The sequence below is a fragment of the Clostridium frigidicarnis genome (assembly GCF_900111985.1).
GTDB classification, from domain to species: Bacteria; Bacillota; Clostridia; order Clostridiales; family Clostridiaceae; genus Clostridium_Z; species Clostridium_Z frigidicarnis.
Genome location: NZ_FOKI01000036.1, coordinates 13,253 through 32,410, shown reverse-complemented (window position 1 = coordinate 32,410; position 19,158 = coordinate 13,253). Strand labels below are relative to the sequence as shown.

Annotated in this window: 8 protein-coding genes; 1 reads left to right on the top strand and 7 read right to left on the bottom strand. The window is 28.4% G+C overall.

Going from position 1 to position 19,158, the window contains the following annotated elements; translation table 11 throughout:
- From BM119_RS15855 to BM119_RS15840, 5 genes are all read right to left on the bottom strand, one after another.
- A partial coding sequence (locus BM119_RS15855; RefSeq protein ID WP_090042707.1) for an RHS repeat-associated core domain-containing protein occupies positions 1-11,016 on the bottom strand: 11,016 nt, incomplete at its 3' end.
- A 422-nt stretch (positions 11,017-11,438) separates the two neighbouring features.
- The gene (locus BM119_RS15850) at positions 11,439-11,636 is read right to left on the bottom strand and encodes a BhlA/UviB family holin-like peptide (protein WP_090042706.1); all 198 of its coding nucleotides are present in this window, start codon (positions 11,634-11,636) and stop codon (positions 11,439-11,441) included.
- 362 nt (positions 11,637-11,998) lie between these two features.
- Positions 11,999-12,832, bottom strand: coding sequence for a SagB/ThcOx family dehydrogenase (locus tag BM119_RS15845; RefSeq protein WP_090042705.1), 834 nt, complete (start codon positions 12,830-12,832; stop codon positions 11,999-12,001).
- Between the two features lie 228 nt (positions 12,833-13,060).
- Entirely contained in the window at positions 13,061-13,219 is a 159-nt protein-coding gene (locus BM119_RS20025; RefSeq protein ID WP_177199459.1) for a hypothetical protein, read from the bottom strand.
- Between the two features lie 115 nt (positions 13,220-13,334).
- Entirely contained in the window at positions 13,335-14,891 is a 1,557-nt protein-coding gene (locus BM119_RS15840) for an ABC-F family ATP-binding cassette domain-containing protein (protein ID WP_090042704.1), read from the bottom strand.
- A gap of 393 nt (positions 14,892-15,284) precedes the next feature.
- Here BM119_RS15840 and BM119_RS15835 point away from each other — a divergent pair, with 393 nt between their 5' ends.
- Positions 15,285-16,172, top strand: a complete 888-nt coding sequence (locus tag BM119_RS15835) for a phospholipase C/P1 nuclease family protein (RefSeq protein ID WP_090042703.1) — start codon at positions 15,285-15,287, stop codon at positions 16,170-16,172.
- Between the two features lie 324 nt (positions 16,173-16,496).
- Here the strand turns inward: BM119_RS15835 and BM119_RS15830 are convergent, their stop codons facing one another.
- Entirely contained in the window at positions 16,497-17,432 is a 936-nt protein-coding gene (locus BM119_RS15830) for a CPBP family intramembrane glutamic endopeptidase (RefSeq protein ID WP_177199458.1), read from the bottom strand.
- A gap of 397 nt (positions 17,433-17,829) precedes the next feature.
- On the bottom strand, positions 17,830-19,068 hold the full coding sequence (locus BM119_RS15825) for a competence/damage-inducible protein A (RefSeq protein WP_090042701.1): 1,239 nt from the start codon (positions 19,066-19,068) through the stop codon (positions 17,830-17,832).
- Between the last annotated feature and the right edge of the window lie 90 nt (positions 19,069-19,158).

Below are 19,158 nucleotides of genomic sequence, written 5' to 3'. Positions count from 1 at the left end.
AGGCCAGTGTCCATTTTGATCATCATAAATCAAAGGATTATTTTCGCAGTATGTGTATAGATTAAGACTTAATGGATCATTTTTATCTCCTCTATAGGTATCTTCTTGCATAAATCTTGCTGTCTCTGGATCATACATTCTGCTTTTTAAATAGTATTTTCCTATCTCTTCATCATACTGATATCCTGCATATTTATATGGATTGCTAATATCACTTGTAGATTCCTCTACTTTTCCAAAGGCATCATAGTAATAACTTCCTATTATTTTTCCAGTTCCATCTAATAAGTTTGTAACATCACCATGTCCATTGTACATATAATATGCTTCAGTATCCCCTACTTTTCTCATTAATAAGTTTAGTCCATAAACATTTCTTCCTTTTTCTAAAAGGGTTTTGTCCTGAACTTCTAAGATAACTTTGTCACCTTCATATAAGAAATGGGTTTTTCCTTCTTTACTTTCCTTTGAAACTCTTAATCCTTCTCCATTGTAAGTATTTTTAACTAATACTCCATTTTCATCCTTAGCTTCAATTTGTTGATTTAAATCATCATAAACATATTCTACAGTGTTTATGTTGAATTTACTAGTATCATTACTTACATCATTAGATACCGTATCGCTTATTGCATTAGCTGAAATTTCTTTTATTATGTTTCCATTATTGTCATACTCATAATTTTTAAAGCCTAGTACCCTGTCTTTATCCTTAGTTACAGTACTTATTAATCTATTTTTTTCATTGTAGGAATAGGTTGTTATATACATAACACCTTTTTCAACTAAAGTTTTACTTATTCTATTTCCAGATTTGTCATAAAGATAACTTGTCTCTTTGTTATCTGGTTCTGTTACCGTTAATAATCTGTTTAACTCATCATAACTATAGCTTGTTATTCCTTTTTTATCAGTCTTTGAAGTTATATTTCCTGCTGAGTCATATTTGTAGTTAAAGATTTCTAAAATCTCATTTTCTGCTTTTTTATTTGTTAATGTTTTTAACCTATTATCCTTATTGTATTCATATTCTTCTCTTGAACCATCTGGATAAATTATAGTTTTTCTATTACCATTTAAGCAATATTCATAAGTTGTAGTCTTATTATCAGCAATTACTCTTATTAATCTATCTGCCTTATTGTAGACTTTCTTTGTTGTATTTCCCTTAGGATCAATAGTGATTTCTTCATAATGTCCATTTTCTAGGCCTTCAATATTTTCGTATACATATGTTGACTTTCCTATAGCAGGTACCTCTTTAGATATTGCTCTATTTAATCCATCAAACTCTCTTATTGTTGTACCAGTTGCATCTTTTAGGGAAATTTGATTGCCATTATTATCATAATCAAAGGTAATACTTAAATCTCCTACACCTTCTGATATTATTCTTCCATGAATATCATAAGTAAATATTGTAACTTTGCCATTTCTATCTTTTTTGGTTTTTATGTTACCACTTGAATCATAGGTAAGATTTTCTAAGCTATCACTAGATATTCCTTCTTCGTTTATAGAAGACTCTATTGTTTTTATTTTTTTGTTTGCTACGTTGTATACAAAGGTAGTTTTATTTCCATTACCTTCTATTTGTTCTATTAGGTTTCCATTATTGTCATAATTATAGATAGTTAGTTCTTTCTTAGGATTTAATACTGATTTTAATCTATTTAATTCATCATATCCATATACAGTTTTGTTGCCATTTCCATCAGCTTTATACTCAACGTTTCCTAAACTATCATATCCTTGAATTATTTTATTTTCTTCCCCATCTATAGTTGCAATTAACCTGTTATTTTTATCATATTCAAAACGCTTTACATTACCTAATGCATCTATGGATTTACTTTGACAACCGTTTTGGTAATACTCTAGCTTTTCTACTAAGATTCCTTCTCCATCATATTTTTCTATTAATCTTCCTAAGTTATCATATTTATATGATGTTGTGTTTCCCATGTAGTTAGTTTCTTCTACTATTTTTCCATCACTGTTATACTCATAAGTCTTTGTTCTTATAACAGGTTTTTCTGCTATGCTATTATCATAGAAGTTAATAACTTTTAATTTATCTAAAGCATCATAGATATATTCACTAAAGTTCCCATTTCCGTCTTTTTCAAATATCTTATTTCCATTTTTATCATATTTGAATTCTTTTATTATTTCACTTTTCCCATTAGAATCACATTCAACTTCTTTTAATAAATTACCTTTATAGTCAAAACTGCATTTATGAGTTTTTCCTAATGTGTCTTGATTAAATACTTCATTTCCGTAAATATCATATTGATATGTTATTATGTTTAAATCAATGCTGTTATCATCTGGGAATATTATTTTTCTTGGCTTATTAAGACTGTTCATCTCTATTATTGTTTTATTACCATTGCCATCAAATTTAGTTATAATATTATCTAACAGATCATATTCATATCTTTCAAGTTCTATAGATTTATTGCCTAAGATGAACTTTTTATTTAATAACTTATCTGAGTTATTATATTCAAATTCAAATATATGATCCTTGGAATCTTCTTCTCTTATCTTTCTTCCCATTCCATCATAGTCATACATATAAGTAAAGTTAAGATTTTTAGCTTTATCTTCAGGTTCTAACATTTTAATTAATTGATTCTTTAGGTTATATTCGTACTCTATTCCATAACCTGAATCTATTTTTTCTTCTAAGGAAGTTCCTACCCCTTTGTCAAAACCTAATGCATCTAATTCTTTTATTTTGTTTCCTTTTTTATCATATTTATAAGCTTTTGTAACTATTGCTGTTATCTCTTCTTCATTTTCATATGTTACATTTAGCTCTCCTATTATAAGACCTTTATTATTATATATATATCTTATTCTATCGTTATTGTTGTTAACAGCTGTTCTCTCTACTAATCTTCCTTGTAAATCATAATAGAACCTTGTTATGCCCCAATTTCCATCAGTATGAGATTCTAAAAATCCTCTAGGATTATAACGTTCTGCAGTGGAATTTCCATTTCCATCAACCTCAATGATTATATCATCTTTCCAGTCATAAACTTTTGTAGTTTCTATTACATTACATTCTTCTGGTTCAGACAATGACTTTTCTTCAACTGCAATTTCCCTATTAAGCTTGTCATACTTATAATTAGTTTCATTATACCCAGCTATAAGTTTCTTTATCATATTTCCATTAAGGTCATAATCATATTCTGTTTCAATGTTTATTATATTGTCGTCATTTATTTCATTACCATAAATATCTCCAGCCTTAACATATTCAATTTGCTTTATTGGTTTTCCTAAATAATTATTTTCATACTCAATAATATTTTTTTCATTATTAGAGTTTATAGTTACTATTTGTTTTATTAAGTTATTAGCTTCGTCATACTCAAATTCAGTTTTTCTTCCCTCATCATCGTAATTAGACTTTAATTTTCCATTCTTATAATAGGAATGTTCATTCGTTATAACTTCACTAGAATTTTCATCTTTTTTAACTAAATCTTTTCCTAATATTTCTTTTACTTTATTGCCATTCCTATCATATTGGAAAGTTACGGAGCTATAAACAGTATCATTACTTTCTCCTTTAACTGGTGTTAAAACTTTTACAAGCCTATTTAGTCCATCATATTCATAGTAAGTTATAGATTGGTTTTCATCCATCTCATATGCCTTAGTACCATTTAGGTTATAATATGTTTTTGTTTTTACACCCTCTTCATCAGTCTGTTCTATAATATTATCCCTAAAATCATGAAGCTGTTCTATAACACTATATTTATTATCTTCACTGTATGTTTTCTTTATTGTTCTTATTTTTGAATCTTTACTATAATCTTCATCAATATTATATTCATACTCTTCAAGCAATATAGGATTAGAGTTAATATTGTCTTTAAAGTATTTTTTAATTGCTCTATTCATATCATCATACTTAAAAATATTATAAGCTCCGTTAGCTTGTTTTGCAGTTTCCATATTTCCGTATACGTCATAAGTAAACTCTGTTGTATATCCTTCTTCATTAGTAATAGATTTAACTTTACCATTTTCATAATAAGTATAAGTTTTACCCTTGCTATCTTTAAAATCCGCATATAAATTTGGTGATATTTCTTTTATCTTTCTTCCATATATATCATAAATAGTTTTACTTTTTGAACCATTATCATACGTAGTTTCTAATAAAATTCCTTTATTATCATACTTATATTGTGTTTCGAATTTGTTCCCGACTTTTTCTTTTATCTTTTGCCCAAGGTTATTATACTCCATATCTATAATATGGCCTTCTTCATCAATAGTTTGAATAACATTTCCAAATTTATCATGTGAAAATTGCTGAATTCCACCTTCAGGATTTACTTTTCTTTTAATTAATCCATTAATTGCACACCCTATTGATTTAAGTTCTTCAGATGAATAATATTCAATTTTTGAAACTAAAAAGTTATTATCATTTGTTCCATCATACTCATCAGTTCCATTAATAGGCTTTATAATTTTCACAATATTTATCTTATTTTCATCATAGATATAAAAAGTTTTTTTGTCTGTTTCATCTATTTCTTTTATTAAATTATTTTTATCATCATAGAAATAATATTTGATTCCACCATCTGGATTTATTTGTTTTGAAGTATTTCCATTTTTATCATACTCATATTTAACAGAGTTACCATTTTTATCTCTACTTGATTTTGTTTCTCCAAACTTATTTACACCATTTTCATCTAAGAAATATTCTACTGTTTCTGATGTTCCATCTGGGTTTATTTTGAGTACAACATTCATAGAATTGTCATAATACATTTCATTAAACCTTTTGTTAGAATCTGTTATTACAACTATCCTCTTATTATTATCATAGGTGTATGTGTTCTCATTTCCTAATTCATCCCTATGGGTTGCAATTTTACTCTTATTTTCATCATCATCATAATAAGAAACACTCTCAATAGATTGTCCATCTATTTTAATATTTTTTAATCTACTTTCATAATCATACTCGTATATCTCAACAATATTTCCATTAACATCATTAACACTTTCAAGAAGATTATTTGAATAATTATAAGTTATACTTCTTTCTTTAATTCCATTAACACTTTCTGTTATTGATGCTAACTTTCCATTACTATAACTAAATTCACATTGAATGCCACTTTCATTATAAATCTTATTGATTTTCTTATTTTCATCATAGCTTATCTTTAATACATTGTTATTTTTATCTCTTATTTCAATTAATACATCATTATCAAAAGTAAATCTATCGTTAGTTTTTGATATTAATACATATTGATTATTTATTTTTTCAAGCCTATTTCTTGAATCTAAAGCTGTGAATGTATTATCATCGTTGAGCTTAAAACTTTGAACCCCTCCATCAGGTAACGTTACAACTTTTCCAGGTATTTTAAAGCTTGAATCTATATCTTTAATGTTACTTTCATAAGAAAATCTCCAACCTTTTCCTAGATATTCTCCTGCATCTTTAGATCTAGAGTTGTAAGTTCTGTATATTTCTATAGGAATACCTGGAGACGTAATTGATATATCCATAACTTTTTTAGAATAGTTTCCAGTAGCTACATTTATACCTTCTTGTCCAAATTGTCTTTGAATAGAATACTCTGCTTGGTTAATATAATCATTAATCTGTTTCTGATATTCGTTTAAGTCTATATCTAGATTTACTGTAGTTGGCTCTGATAGATAATTTGAATAATCTATTTCACCCTTAACATATTCTCCTTTTTTAGGATTATATGTTTCTCCATCTTTATTTGGTCCATATTGTGAGTTCCAATAGTTATATTGGACCTTAATCACTCCACTTGGTATACTTAAAATAGCATATCTATCACTATTATATGGACTAGTGTTTGCTATAAAAGAATTATATAATATCTGATAATCATTTTGGTAGCAAAGTGTAATTCCATATTCATTGTAATTTTCAAATTTATTGTTAATAATATTCGCTTTACCTTTTAAAACTAGTATTCCTCTATCACAGTTTAATATCTGAGACTCTAGTATAGTAGTCTCGTTATCTGTTGTAGCCTCTATTCCTACACTGCCGCCATCTATCTTACTTCTATTTACAAGCAATGTTCCATAATTACAAACACCGTGTTTACAATTTATTATACTAGAATTAATTACATTACCTTGTCCTTTACTCTGTACTCCACAATAGGTATTTTTTATAGTGGAACTATTTATATTTAAATTACCGTATGATTCTACCCCAAAGCCAAGATCTGATAAATTTTCTATAGTTGAATTATTCAGTACTAAATTACCACTGTTAAAACTTATTATACTAGATTTAATTACATCATCTTGTACTGCATTCTCTACCCCATAAGAGGTACTTTTTATAGTAGAACTATTTATATTTAAATTATCGTATGATTGTGTTCCAATACCTTCTAAATTTTCTATAGTTGAATTATTCAGTACTAAATTACCACTATTAAAAATACTAGCATCTTCATCATTTTTACCGCAATTCCTCATTATTACATTATTTCCTACTAAGCTTCCATCTTTAAATATACTAATATATGATATTTTGTTATCATCTTCATCATTAGTGTTTATATGACCTAAAGGATATCTATCATCATTAATACTTGTTATTACAACTGGCTCTGCATTAGTACCATTAAGTAATAATTGACCAGTAACTTCAAATAAAGGATACTTAGAGTTTTTACTTTTGATTATTACTCCCTTACCTATTTTAAAACTTTTTTTCACATAAACCCCATTTTGAGCTATATAATCATTATGTCCCTTCTCAATGGTTATATTGCTGGATATAGTTACATTGTTTAATATGATACCATCATAATTGTTTCCCTGTACTATATTTGCCCTGGTAGAATCTATTGGATTTATAGTGCTAAAAATGTCTTCTTTATCTTCTTTTATTTCTGTATTAGTAATACATATAGGCCCTAAAGCAACTAATTTATCTGTTGTTTTAGTTAAACCTGATCTAACTATCTGGTTATTATATATATTAATATTTGAAATTAGTTTAGAAACTATATGTATTCCTGCTGATTTACTTAAATTTATATAGTTCCCACAGATGGTTACTTTCTGAGCTATGTTTGCATCATAATGATCTCCACCAGCTATGTTTATGCCATATTCATTTCCTTCTATAAAGTTATTATCTATTATAATCCCATCTTTATTTTTGTTATTTTCTTCTACCAAAACTTCAATAGCAAAATGGTTATTTAAAAACTTACTATTAGCAATAACCAACCTACCTGATCCAAGTTTTTTTACTCCTCGATCAAAATTCTCAAATTTACTTTCAAAAATATTTACTTCATTGTTAGATTTAGAAAATATAGCTGTTCCTTTATTTCCGTTAGCTTTATTTATCATCTCTACTTTATTAAGGTTTAAAGCACCATAGTTTCTTAAAACACAATCATCTTCTACTTCATTTGTCTGTATAATTATATTATTTCCGTCTAATGTGCCGCTAAGGGTAACTAAAAAATTAGTATTATTAGCTGCTGATATTATCTTAATTTTATTTAAATCATCCCCATTAGCAATTACCTTTCCTGCAACTATAAGACCGCATTCTAAACCTTCTTCATTATTAAATAATATTTCTACACCTGGCTCTATAGTTAATGTTACATTTTCCTTAACTTCTACAACACAATCAAATTTTTTAGGTCCCTCATCCTTTGTCCATGTGGTGTCTTTATCTATACTCATAAAAGTTTTACATAATATAGGTGAGACTCCGACTATACCATCTGCCCCCTCAATAAAGCTACCTGATATTTCACCATCTTGAACCTCTTTATACGCTTCTTTATTTGTAAATGTAATATATTTTATTGAATATCCATAGGTACTACCATCTAGTTTTATTCGTATAGCCTGAATAGTTTTCCCTATTTCTCCAGCTTGCTCTCCGTTTGATTTCCAATCTTCCCAAGTCTTATTTTCCTTTATATAAACCTGATATTTTATATCCATATCTTCTAAACCATTGTTTAACATTATCTTAATTGCTTGTATAGGCTTATCAATAGGACCATATGCTCCATCCTGACAGAAATCTGACCATTGCAAGTTCTCCCCAAACAATCCGTATGTTTCAACCTTTAGTTCTACAGTAGTGTTTTTTTGAACTCTTGTGAATGTCTTCTCTTGGTTTATCATGCTTCCATCGTTTCCAAAGGCTTTTACAGATATAATGTGATATCCTTGTGGTACATAATCTGTATTTAACATATATGCAAATCCACTATTTTCTCCATTTATATATCCAGGGAAAGCACTATCTACGTCTTTTCTCTCCATATTTATATGTGCATTTCCTACTAAGTCACCATCTAAATAAACTTCTACTCTATTTATTCCTGAAGCATTAAGTGCCCATCCATTTATTGATATTCCATCACTTGTGATAGTTCCATTAATGGGAGATTCTACATTAATTAGCGGCTTTAATTTATTTATCTTAATTGTTCTTATATCATCTAAAGTAGTTCCATCATTTCCTATGGCCCTAGTTAAAATTTCATGCTCTCCTTCAGATATTTGCAGTAAATCAAGACTATAATCAAATCCTGCCTTATCTCCGTTTAAATATCCTGGATACATTTTATCTAAATCTTCAGTTTCTCTACCTATACTAGATGTTCCTAAAAACTTGCTATCTAAATATATATCAACTGCTTTTATTCCTGATTGATTTAACGCCCATCCGCTAATATCTAAACTACTATTTGTCTTATTTTGTGTTACCTCTAATTTATCCTCAGGGCTGTCAATATAAATTTTTAATGGAAGTTTATTTATAGTAATATTTCTTATATCATCTATATATGTACCATCATTTCCTGTAGCTCTAACTAATACCTTATGGTATCCAGCTGATATTTTATTTAAATCTATTATATAGTTAAAACCACTTTTATCCCCATCTAAATATCCTGGAAATAGATAATTTATGTCTTCTCTTTCTATGCCCATATTGGCTTTACCTATAAACTTACCATCTATATAAATATCAATTACTTTTATTCCCGATGGATTTAATGCCCACCCTTCAATAGGAAAACTTTGTGTTTCTTTAGTTTGAGTTATTTCCTCATTTTCATTTGGAAACTCAACCCAAATTTTCAATGGTAACTTTTTTATATTAATAATCCTAATATAGTCTATGCTTGTTCCATCATTTCCTATGGCCCTAACTAATATTTTATGTTGTCCTGGTGGTATTTTATTTATATCTACATTGTAGTTAAATCCACTTTTGTCTCCTCCTATATATCCTGGAAATGCACTCTCTATATCTGATCTTTCAATGTTTATATCTGCTTTTCCTAAAAATTCATCATCTATATAAACATCTATTTTATTCATTCCTGATGGATTTAATGCCCATCCATAAATAGAAAATTCCTTTGTTATTTCTTCTTCCTCACTAGGAATATCCACTTGAATCTTTAATGGTAACTTTTCTACATTAATAAACTTAATATAATCTATACTTGTACCATCATTTCCTATAGCTTTAACTAATATTTTGCGTTTTCCTTGAGGTATTGTATTTATATCTACATCATAATTAAATCCGCTTTTATTTCCTCCTATATATCCTGGAAATGCATTATCTACATCTAATCTTTCAATGCCTGTATCTGCCTTTCCTAAAAACTTATCATCTATATAAACATTTACTTCCTTTATACCAGATGGATTTAATGCCCATCCATAAATATTAAAATTAGTTGTTATTTTATTTTCATCTTCAGGTAGCTCTACATTGATTCTAGGAACATTAGTAGCAACTCCATAATCATCTATATTCCATCCGTCTATTGTAGTGTTTCTTGCCATAGATCCATCTTCATAAAAATAATACCTTTTTCCATCTATTGTTTGCCATCCAGTTTGCATTTTTCCATCGCTATCCATGTAGTAATATTTGTCTCCTACGAGTATTAATCCTACACAAGGTTTACCATCTTTATAATAATATTTTTCTCCATCAATTGTTACCCATCCATCTTTTACATCTTCAGTTTTAGTAACTTCAGAAGACTTTAAAATTGTTTTAAATAACACTTGGTTTTTATCTTGTGACGTTGTGCACATAACTTCATCACTTGACGTATCTAAAGAATATGTAGTCTCCCTTTTAGTTCTAACTTTACTTTCCTCTATGTTCTTTTTAAATTCTAATTTAACTTTTTCTTCAGCTAAAATAATTTCTTGTTTATTTTCAATGGGTTCTATATCATCGTTTAAGCTATCACTTAACTTTTCAAGAGAATTAAATAGGTCACTCTCTTTCTCTTTTTCCTTTATAATACTAGTGCTATTAGTAAAATAATTATTATTTAAAATTAATAGTATCTTGCTATTATCTTTATTAACAAAAATCTTTGAATTCACATCCTTAAACTCTGATTTTATATATTTATCCTCTTTATCATTGTAAGTTGTAAATCCAAAATCTTTACCTATTATAACTTTATAATTTTTAATTAAAGTATCTAATATACTTGAATATATTTTAGATTTTTCACTATTTATAGGTGTTTTTATATCTTCCTTTAAATATCCATTATCATCTATAAAATAGGTCTTATCTGTTGCTTTATTTATTTTTTCTAATATATACTTTCTATCCTTATCTATTATCCAAATACCCTTGTCTCTAGGAATACTATTACAATAATTTGAAATGCTGTCTTTATATAAAGATCCTACATCATTATCCATTAAACCTGCATAAGCTAATGAAAAGTGATCTATATACGTGTTAAAATTATTTTCCATTGTACTTTCAGATGTATCTTCTTCTATTTCTTTTTTTTGCCCACCATCTAATACACTTTTATAATGGTCTAAATTTACTTGATTATCACCAGAAACTTTTTCTGTGTCTTTTCCAAAGTCTAATCTTTCAGGGGCTACCCCTATAGAATCTCTAATTTCTATCATAATATTTTTTTCCTCCTTTAATTAGTCCATTGCAAAATTCTGCAATCATCTATCTTCAATATATATAAAGAGTAAAACCTATTATTTGTTAACCATACTTTTAAAAAATAAATTTATCTACAGATTTTATAATTTTCTATAGGGTAAAAAATCCCTAGGCTATTCTTTTAGTAGAAAGCATATATTGGTAAATATTAGATAATTTGAAATTTAAATTCTTTAGAAATGAATAGTACAGATTTCCATGTGAAGAAATTAAACATATAGTAGAAAAAGCTAAGAAAGTCTATAAAATATCAATTTGTGTTTTATAGATTGAAGCCTGAATGTAGAGAAGTTTTGATTCATTTAAATAAATTAATAGTTTTTCGTAAAAATATAAAGATATAGAAATGTTGAGTGACTTCAATCACTCAACATTTCTATATCTTTATTAATGTATTTTTTATATATACAATATCTTTCTGCATATCAGGTAATGATTTTGTAAGTTCGTGTACTATTTCCTGATACTTTTTTTCTCTATTAACATTTTCTTTTAACACATAAAATAATAAATAGCAAAACAATACAGCAAAAACTCCTTGAGTTGCAACTAAATTTAATATATTTTCATTCATAAATAATCCCTCCTATCATAAATATAAAGAATTATTATGCTTATTTGTCACCCTCTTTTAAAAAAAACTAAATGTAAATATATACAACCATTTAGCGCTATTTTGTTTTTTATACTAAAGTAATTTATTAATCACTTAAGTTTCTTACAAACGAAATCTAAATGACCTCCATAAAATAGTTTTCAAAAAATACATAGAGGATAACACGCCGTTTTTAAGCGACAAGTGGTAAGTTAATGTTATGCATAAATTCAAACTCCATAATATTATATAAAGTTAAATAAGAGCTAGAACTTATTCTAGCTCTTAATAATGAAAATTATACAAATTTAGTTATTCAGCAAAGAGTACATAAGATGTGCCTATCTAATATCCGGGTATCTATCCACCCAGTTTTTTTCTTCTGGAATTACATGTCCTACAGAAGCACACAAAACTGTAAACTCATCATCTCCATCTACACCTATAAGCTCATCTGCTTTATCTTGATAATATCCCCCTATAGCACAACATCCACAGCCTACCGCTTCAGTAGCCAGATATAATTGATGGGAGATATGTCCTAAATCAATAAGCATAATTTTATGAGAAGTTTCTTTATATCTCCACTCTCCATAATATGGACGGCATACCCAAAAGAATATTGCTCCTGCCCTTTCAGTATAACTTTGATTTTGACTTGGATTAGTAAAAATATTTGAAATGCTCATTGGTAAATCTTCAACCTCTTTTACATAGATGAGTTGATGGGATAAAGGTAAGTACCTCCAAATACCGCTATCTACACCTAATACATTGTTCACAGCAAGATATGTTTCATAAGCAGGTATACATCCCCCCTCTGCCACAGGTCGAAGATAATTTCTACCAGAACCATCTTTTAAATAATTCCAATAACCGCCTATAACTTTTTTAACGCCTTGTGTGCACCAAAGCAAAAATGATAACTCATCAATAGTTATAGGTTCTTCTGAATACATTCTTCTGCTAATCCTACTGGTGGTACATTCAAAAAAATCTGCTTTTGGAGCTGTCATTGAATTTACAGGAGGCAAGTCAACTAATATGGAGTCATCTGAAATAGGCTTTTGAAATGGTGGCTGTGGTATACCATTTGCTATATCCGCAGTAGAGATTAAATTATAATCAGACATTGAGGATTTCATAAGAGTTCTGTTTTCATTATACTTATTCATCTTGTTTCCCCCTTAAAAATAGGAATAAACCTATTATAAAGGTATATAACATAAATTGTAAGTCTATATCTTTAGTTCAAAATATGGTATAATATTGGTGTAGGGGATATTAAAAGAGCTAGTTTAGACAACTAGCTCTTTTAATATGGAATTGTTAGCAAATCTTTGTTGTCCAATCCTCACATATAGTTCCATAATCATAATTATCTTTATGCTCGTAAATACTATCTACTCACTATCAATATCGCTATTATCATGCTCTGAAACATAAAAACAAATAGGAACATGCCTTTCATAACAACTTTCACACATTTCCTTTAAACATTCTGGACATTCTGTCATATCCTCTTCATTGAAATACTCTTCACATAACTGACATTCTATCATACATTTTAACCTCCAACATATATTGTAAAATTATACTGCCACTCTATATCTCTGTGAAAAAATTTTATTTCTTTATAATACACAAAATTTAATATTAACTCTTTTTATGGAACTACTATATAATTTTTAGCGTCCAATCTTCGCAATTCCACACATCTGTTACAACATCTTCATAAAACTCAGGTTCATGGCATACAAGTAATATACTTCCCTTATATTCCTTTAAAGCTCTCTTAAGCTCATCCTTAGCCTCAACATCTAAGTGGTTTGTTGGCTCGTCTAGGATAAGTACATTTCTTTCCCTATTTATAAGTTTACATAATCTTACCTTAGCTTGCTCTCCACCACTTAAAACTACAACCTTGCTTTCTATATGCTTTGTTGTTAATCCGCATCTTGCAAGAGCTGCTCTAACTTCATATTGAGAGTATCCTGGGAACTCATTCCAAACCTCTTCTATACAAGTATTATAATTGGCATCCTTTATTTCTTGCTCAAAGTATCCAAGTTCTAAATAATCGCCCTTTTTAACTTCACCTTCTAAAGCAGGTATTAATCCCATTAAACTCTTAAGTAATGTACTCTTTCCTAATCCATTAGCTCCAACTAAAGCTATCTTTTGACCTCTTTCCATTGTTAAATTTAATGGCTTAGTTAGTGGCTCATTATATCCTATAACTAAATCCTTAGCTTCAAATATAAGTTTTCCTGCAGTTCTTCCAACCTTAAAATCAAATTGTGGCTTTGGTTTCTCCCCTGCAATTTCTATTCTATCTATTTTATCTAGTTTCTTTTGTCTAGCCTTTGCCATTCCTGCAGTTGCAGCTCTAGCTTTGTTTCTTGCAACAAATTCTTCAAGCTTAGATATTTCTTGTTTCTGTCTTTCGTAAGCTGATTCTAATTGCTTTTTATTTGCTTCATGTATTCTCTTAAAGTTTTCATAATCTCCTACATATCTAGTAAGCTTTAAATGCTCAACATGATATATTAAGTTTATTACGCTATTTAAGAATGGCACATCATGAGATATTAATACAAATGCACTCTCATAATTTTGAAGGAATCTCTTTAACCATTCTATATGTTGTTCATCTAGATAATTGGTAGGCTCATCAAGAAGTAATATATCTGGAGTTTCTAAAAGAAGTTTTGCAAGTAAAACCTTAGTTCTTTGACCTCCACTTAAATCCATAACATCTTTATCAAGTCCTATATCTTTAAGTCCAAGACCTGCTGCAACCTCTTCTACCTTTGCATCTATTACGTAAAAACCATTATGATCTAACATATCTTGAAGACTACCCATATCATCTAATAATTTTTCAAGTTCTTCTGGTGTTGCCTCTGCCATTTTATCAGATATTTTCAATATTTCATTCTCTATGTCAAATAAGTATTGAAATGCTCCCTTAAGTACGTCTTTTATACTTTGACCTCTTTGTAATTCAGCATGTTGATCTAAATACCCAACTCTTACTCTATTACTCCATTCAATTTTACCTTCGTCTGGCATTAATTTTCCTGTAACTATATTCATAAAGGTTGATTTACCTTCACCATTTGCTCCTATAAGACCTATCTTTTCACCCTTTAACAATCTAAAAGATACGTCTTCAAATATAGCTCTATCACCAAAGCCATGACTCATGTTTTTAACTGTTAAGACACTCATGTTTTTTTCTCCTTAAATTTGTATTCTATATTAATTGATTTAAATTTCAAAAGTATAAAAGCTTTTAATTTATTTTCACAATTATTATACTTATATATACTCTGTTAGTTTTTTTATAACCACATTTGTCAAATTGATAATTTACAATGGAAAATTGACAATGATAGTTGATTTCTTCATGAAAAATCTAAAATTAAATTATTAATTTTTCTAAACAACGTGAAGAAAAACTTCCCCAACTTATCACTTGTCACTTTCAACTTGTCACTAAACCACTTCTTCACACGTTAAGATTTCTCTTATATATTATATTGTAAAATCTTAATACCCTCAATGGATATTTAATAAAATATATTTGTAAAATTGGGGAAATACTATCCTTGAGGTGATATTATGAAAAAATTTTTTATTAAAGTAGTTTGTTCCTTAGGAATTATACTCTTAAGTTATTCTCCATTAATTAGCATTGCTATTACTGATACATATCCTGAATTTAATAAGTCTCTTATAGATGATATAACCTCAGGTAAAAGCGAAGTTTTTGGTAAAGGAAAACCGTTCATGTTTTCCTTTCATTCTAATGAAGATAGTAGATGGCAGAGTGGAGGGATAGATCATACTCATCAGTATCTAACCTCTGTTGCCATAAAAACTTTAATTAATGATAAAGGTAATAAATATGAAAATTTAATATATCCATATGCCCATAAACTATTAGAAGGGTGTGATTTACCTGATATAGATGAAACTTATCCTTTTTATGCCCACCATTTTTATAACCCTTACACAAACAAAAACTATTTACTTGGTAATATAACTGCAAAAACTAAATTCATAGAACACCTAAATAATGCAAAAGACCTTTATCCTACCGATAAATACACTAGTTTTTCTGAACTTGGAAGAGCTTTGCACTATTTATCTGATATAAATGAGCCTCACCACAGCTCTAGTTCCCCTGCCTTTATAACAAATCATGTTGTATATGAAAAATGGGCGGATGAACATAGAACTTATTATACTATTAACTTCGGAACTATGTATGATTTATGTTTTAGTGAATCTTTTAATAAATTTCTTAATGTCGCTGCTGATAAGAGTGCATCAAATAGTTACAGAAATAGTTTAGCTGCTCAAGAATTAAAAATAGAACCTTTTGGAATATACCCATTAATTCTTAATGATTCAGACTCATGGTGTAAAAGTGCTAATAGAACTATGACTTATTGTGAAGACATGATTACAACTGTATTGTTTAGGTTCTTTGAGGAAGTGATATAATTTACCATCAATTGAATTATATATTGGTATGTATAATTCTTCATTTGAAAGTTCATTAATCTTTAACTTGTAAAATAATGTTTACTTAAAAGTTTATGTAAAAAAAATAAAAGTCTGCTGAATTTCTTCAGCAGACCTTTAATTCTTGTGGGGATTTATATAACTTAAAGACTCTAAAATTTATAAAAAAATAAGTAGGGGTTTAATTTACTATTTTTTTATTTATTATATCATGCATATAATATTTTTTCAATATAAAGTGTTTTATTTTATATATTTTTCATTTTTTCCATATATTTATTAACAATTGTCTTTATTCGTTAATCATAGCAAAAACATTATTACTAAATAAAGTAACACTAAAATTATGAAAGGTAAATTGATTATAGGATCATTTTTTGCAGCTATTGGATCGCCTAAAATTCTTAAATTCATAACCTCTTCCCCTTCTAATCTTATTCTTTTCCTTTTAATAGAGCCTATAAGTAAAATTATTATATATACAGCTAGTATTGCTATAAGTCCTAGAAAAATAATTTCAGCAATTGAAGATGAATTAATTGCTGCATCCTCTACTTGAGATGCTATATCTTGATTCTCTAATAGCTTTCCACTAAAATATCCCACGCTCATATTGAATCCATTAAATACTAAATGGATTATGCAACTTGAAAATATACTATTGGTTATTCTAACTATATAAGCAAATATTATTCCAAGAAATGTAGCATATAAAAGCTGTGAGCCAGTTAAATGTATCATTCCAAATATAAGACCATTCACGATACTTGCCTTAATTATGTTGTGATTTTTAGCTCCACTTAGAATTACTCCTCTCATAGTTAACTCTTCACATATAGCTGGAGTTACTGCCATTATTGATATTAATTGAAAGTAAGGAATTCCATTTAGACTCTGAACCACTTGAGACACAACATTTTCCGAGAAGAAACTAGATATATATGCACAAATCCCTGCTATTGGCTGACTTAAAAGTGCTATTAATATCATTATCAATACTTCACTTGCATATACTTTGTTGAATTTTAATGTTTTCTTCAAATTTTCTCTTGTAAATAAAAAATAAATAATTAATGGTAAAATTAAAAATATAAACTGATTTAATATCATTACAGTTCCTAATCCAAATTGTTTTGCTAGGGGTGGTATTATAAACTGAGCTGCTACTAATTGAAAAACTACTAACGTTAAGGCAAATAAATTACCTTTAAATGCTGGTTTTACTATTCCTGATTCCATGAAGACCTCCATACTATAAATTAATTTTAAATATTTTAACTACACTTCAATTAAAACTAAAAACACTTGATCTCTATTATAGAATATTTCAATGATTCCTATATGAGATACATCACATCTTTGACTTGTTATTTTCTTTCATGTGCCTTAAACTTATTTTTTATTATACATTTAAATTTATATATTATATATAAATTTAAATGTATATTTACTATAAAATCAGTCAAGAATACTAATGAACTAGTTAACCAGCTAATATAAGTTCACTTTCTTATATTAGCCTCTCCCCCATTTTTAATTTATATAATCTCCTAGTAAATCCCTCTAGTAAAATAGAGGGATTTATTTTTATTCTATGCCTAACTTTTACTAATTAAATAACCACTTATCACTTTATTTATAGGTTCATTATCTCTCTTCTTAACCAATCCAAAGAATTTACGGCTGTTCTTGTTCTAACCTTATCTCTATCACCTTGGAAGGTAAACTTTTTAACCTTAACATTTCCCTTTATACTTAAACCTACATATACTAGTCCAACTGGCTTTTCATCACTTCCACCACCTGGTCCAGCAATTCCTGTTACAGATACTCCTATATCACTTCCACTTGCTTTTACAATTCCACTTGCCATTTCTTTTGCTGTTTCTTCACTTACGGCACCAAAATTATTTAGAGTTTCCTTTTGTACTCCTAGTCGCTTCATCTTAGCTTCATTAGAATACGTAACTGCTCCCTCTAATAAAACTTTTGATATACCAGGATAACTTACAAGCATAGAAGAAACCAGCCCACCTGTACATGACTCTGCTGTAGAAATTGTAAGATTTTTATCAACTAACATTTTTCCAACAACATGCTCTAAGGGTGCTTCTCCTTCTCCATAAATATTGTCACCTAATATTTCTCTAACGGATTTCTCCATAGGTTCTATTAATTTATATCCTTCTTCTTCACTTTTTGCTTTAGCTGTTATTCTAAGTACTACATCAACATCTTTAGCATATGGTGCTATGGTTGGGTTTGTTTGATTATTAATTAAATCTTTTACCAGCTCTTCCATATAGCTTTCCCCAACACCACATACTCTAAGTACCTTAGAAACTAAAATCTCATCAGTAAGCTTACTAAGGTATGGAAGCACTGACTCTTTAAACATAGGTTTCATTTCTCTTGGTGGCCCTGGTAATACAACTATTGCTTTATTATTATCGCCTTTAATTATACATCCAGGTGCAGTACCATTTTTATTTTTTAATACTATTGCATCTTTAGGAAAATAAGCTTGTTTTTTATTATTTTCACTTAGTTTTTTACCGTTTTTCTCAAAATATTTTATTAGAAAATCATAACTTTCTTCATGTAATTCAAGTTCTTTATTAAAATATTTTGATGCAGTTTCCTTTGTTAAATCATCTTGTGTAGGCCCTAAGCCTCCAGTTGTTATTATGATATCACAATATTCAAATGCAGATTTAAATGCACTTAAAACTCTTTCTTCATTATCTCCTACTACCGTTTGACGATATACACCTATTCCTAAAGTGGCCAATTCCTTTGCTAGAAATTGAGCATTAGTATTTACAATATCGCCTAAAAGTAATTCTGTTCCTATAGCTATAATTTCAGCTTTCATATTTTTCACATCCTTAATGTAAATCTTTTCTATTAATTATATCATACTAGGTTTTTGCTTTAGGTACATGAAAGAAAATAGACTAGCATA

Excerpts from the sequence above, each read along its gene's own strand:
- BM119_RS15850 (WP_090042706.1), bottom strand. The coding sequence starts at position 11,636 with ATGAATGAAAATATATTAAATTTAGTTGCAACTCAAGGAGTTTTTGCT.
- BM119_RS15845 (WP_090042705.1), bottom strand. The coding sequence starts at position 12,832 with ATGAATAAGTATAATGAAAACAGAACTCTTATGAAATCCTCAATGTCT.
- BM119_RS20025 (WP_177199459.1), bottom strand. The coding sequence starts at position 13,219 with ATGATAGAATGTCAGTTATGTGAAGAGTATTTCAATGAAGAGGATATG.
- BM119_RS15840 (WP_090042704.1), bottom strand. The coding sequence starts at position 14,891 with ATGAGTGTCTTAACAGTTAAAAACATGAGTCATGGCTTTGGTGATAGA.
- BM119_RS15835 (WP_090042703.1), top strand. The coding sequence starts at position 15,285 with ATGAAAAAATTTTTTATTAAAGTAGTTTGTTCCTTAGGAATTATACTC.
- BM119_RS15830 (WP_177199458.1), bottom strand. The coding sequence starts at position 17,432 with ATGGAATCAGGAATAGTAAAACCAGCATTTAAAGGTAATTTATTTGCC.
- BM119_RS15825 (WP_090042701.1), bottom strand. The coding sequence starts at position 19,068 with ATGAAAGCTGAAATTATAGCTATAGGAACAGAATTACTTTTAGGCGAT.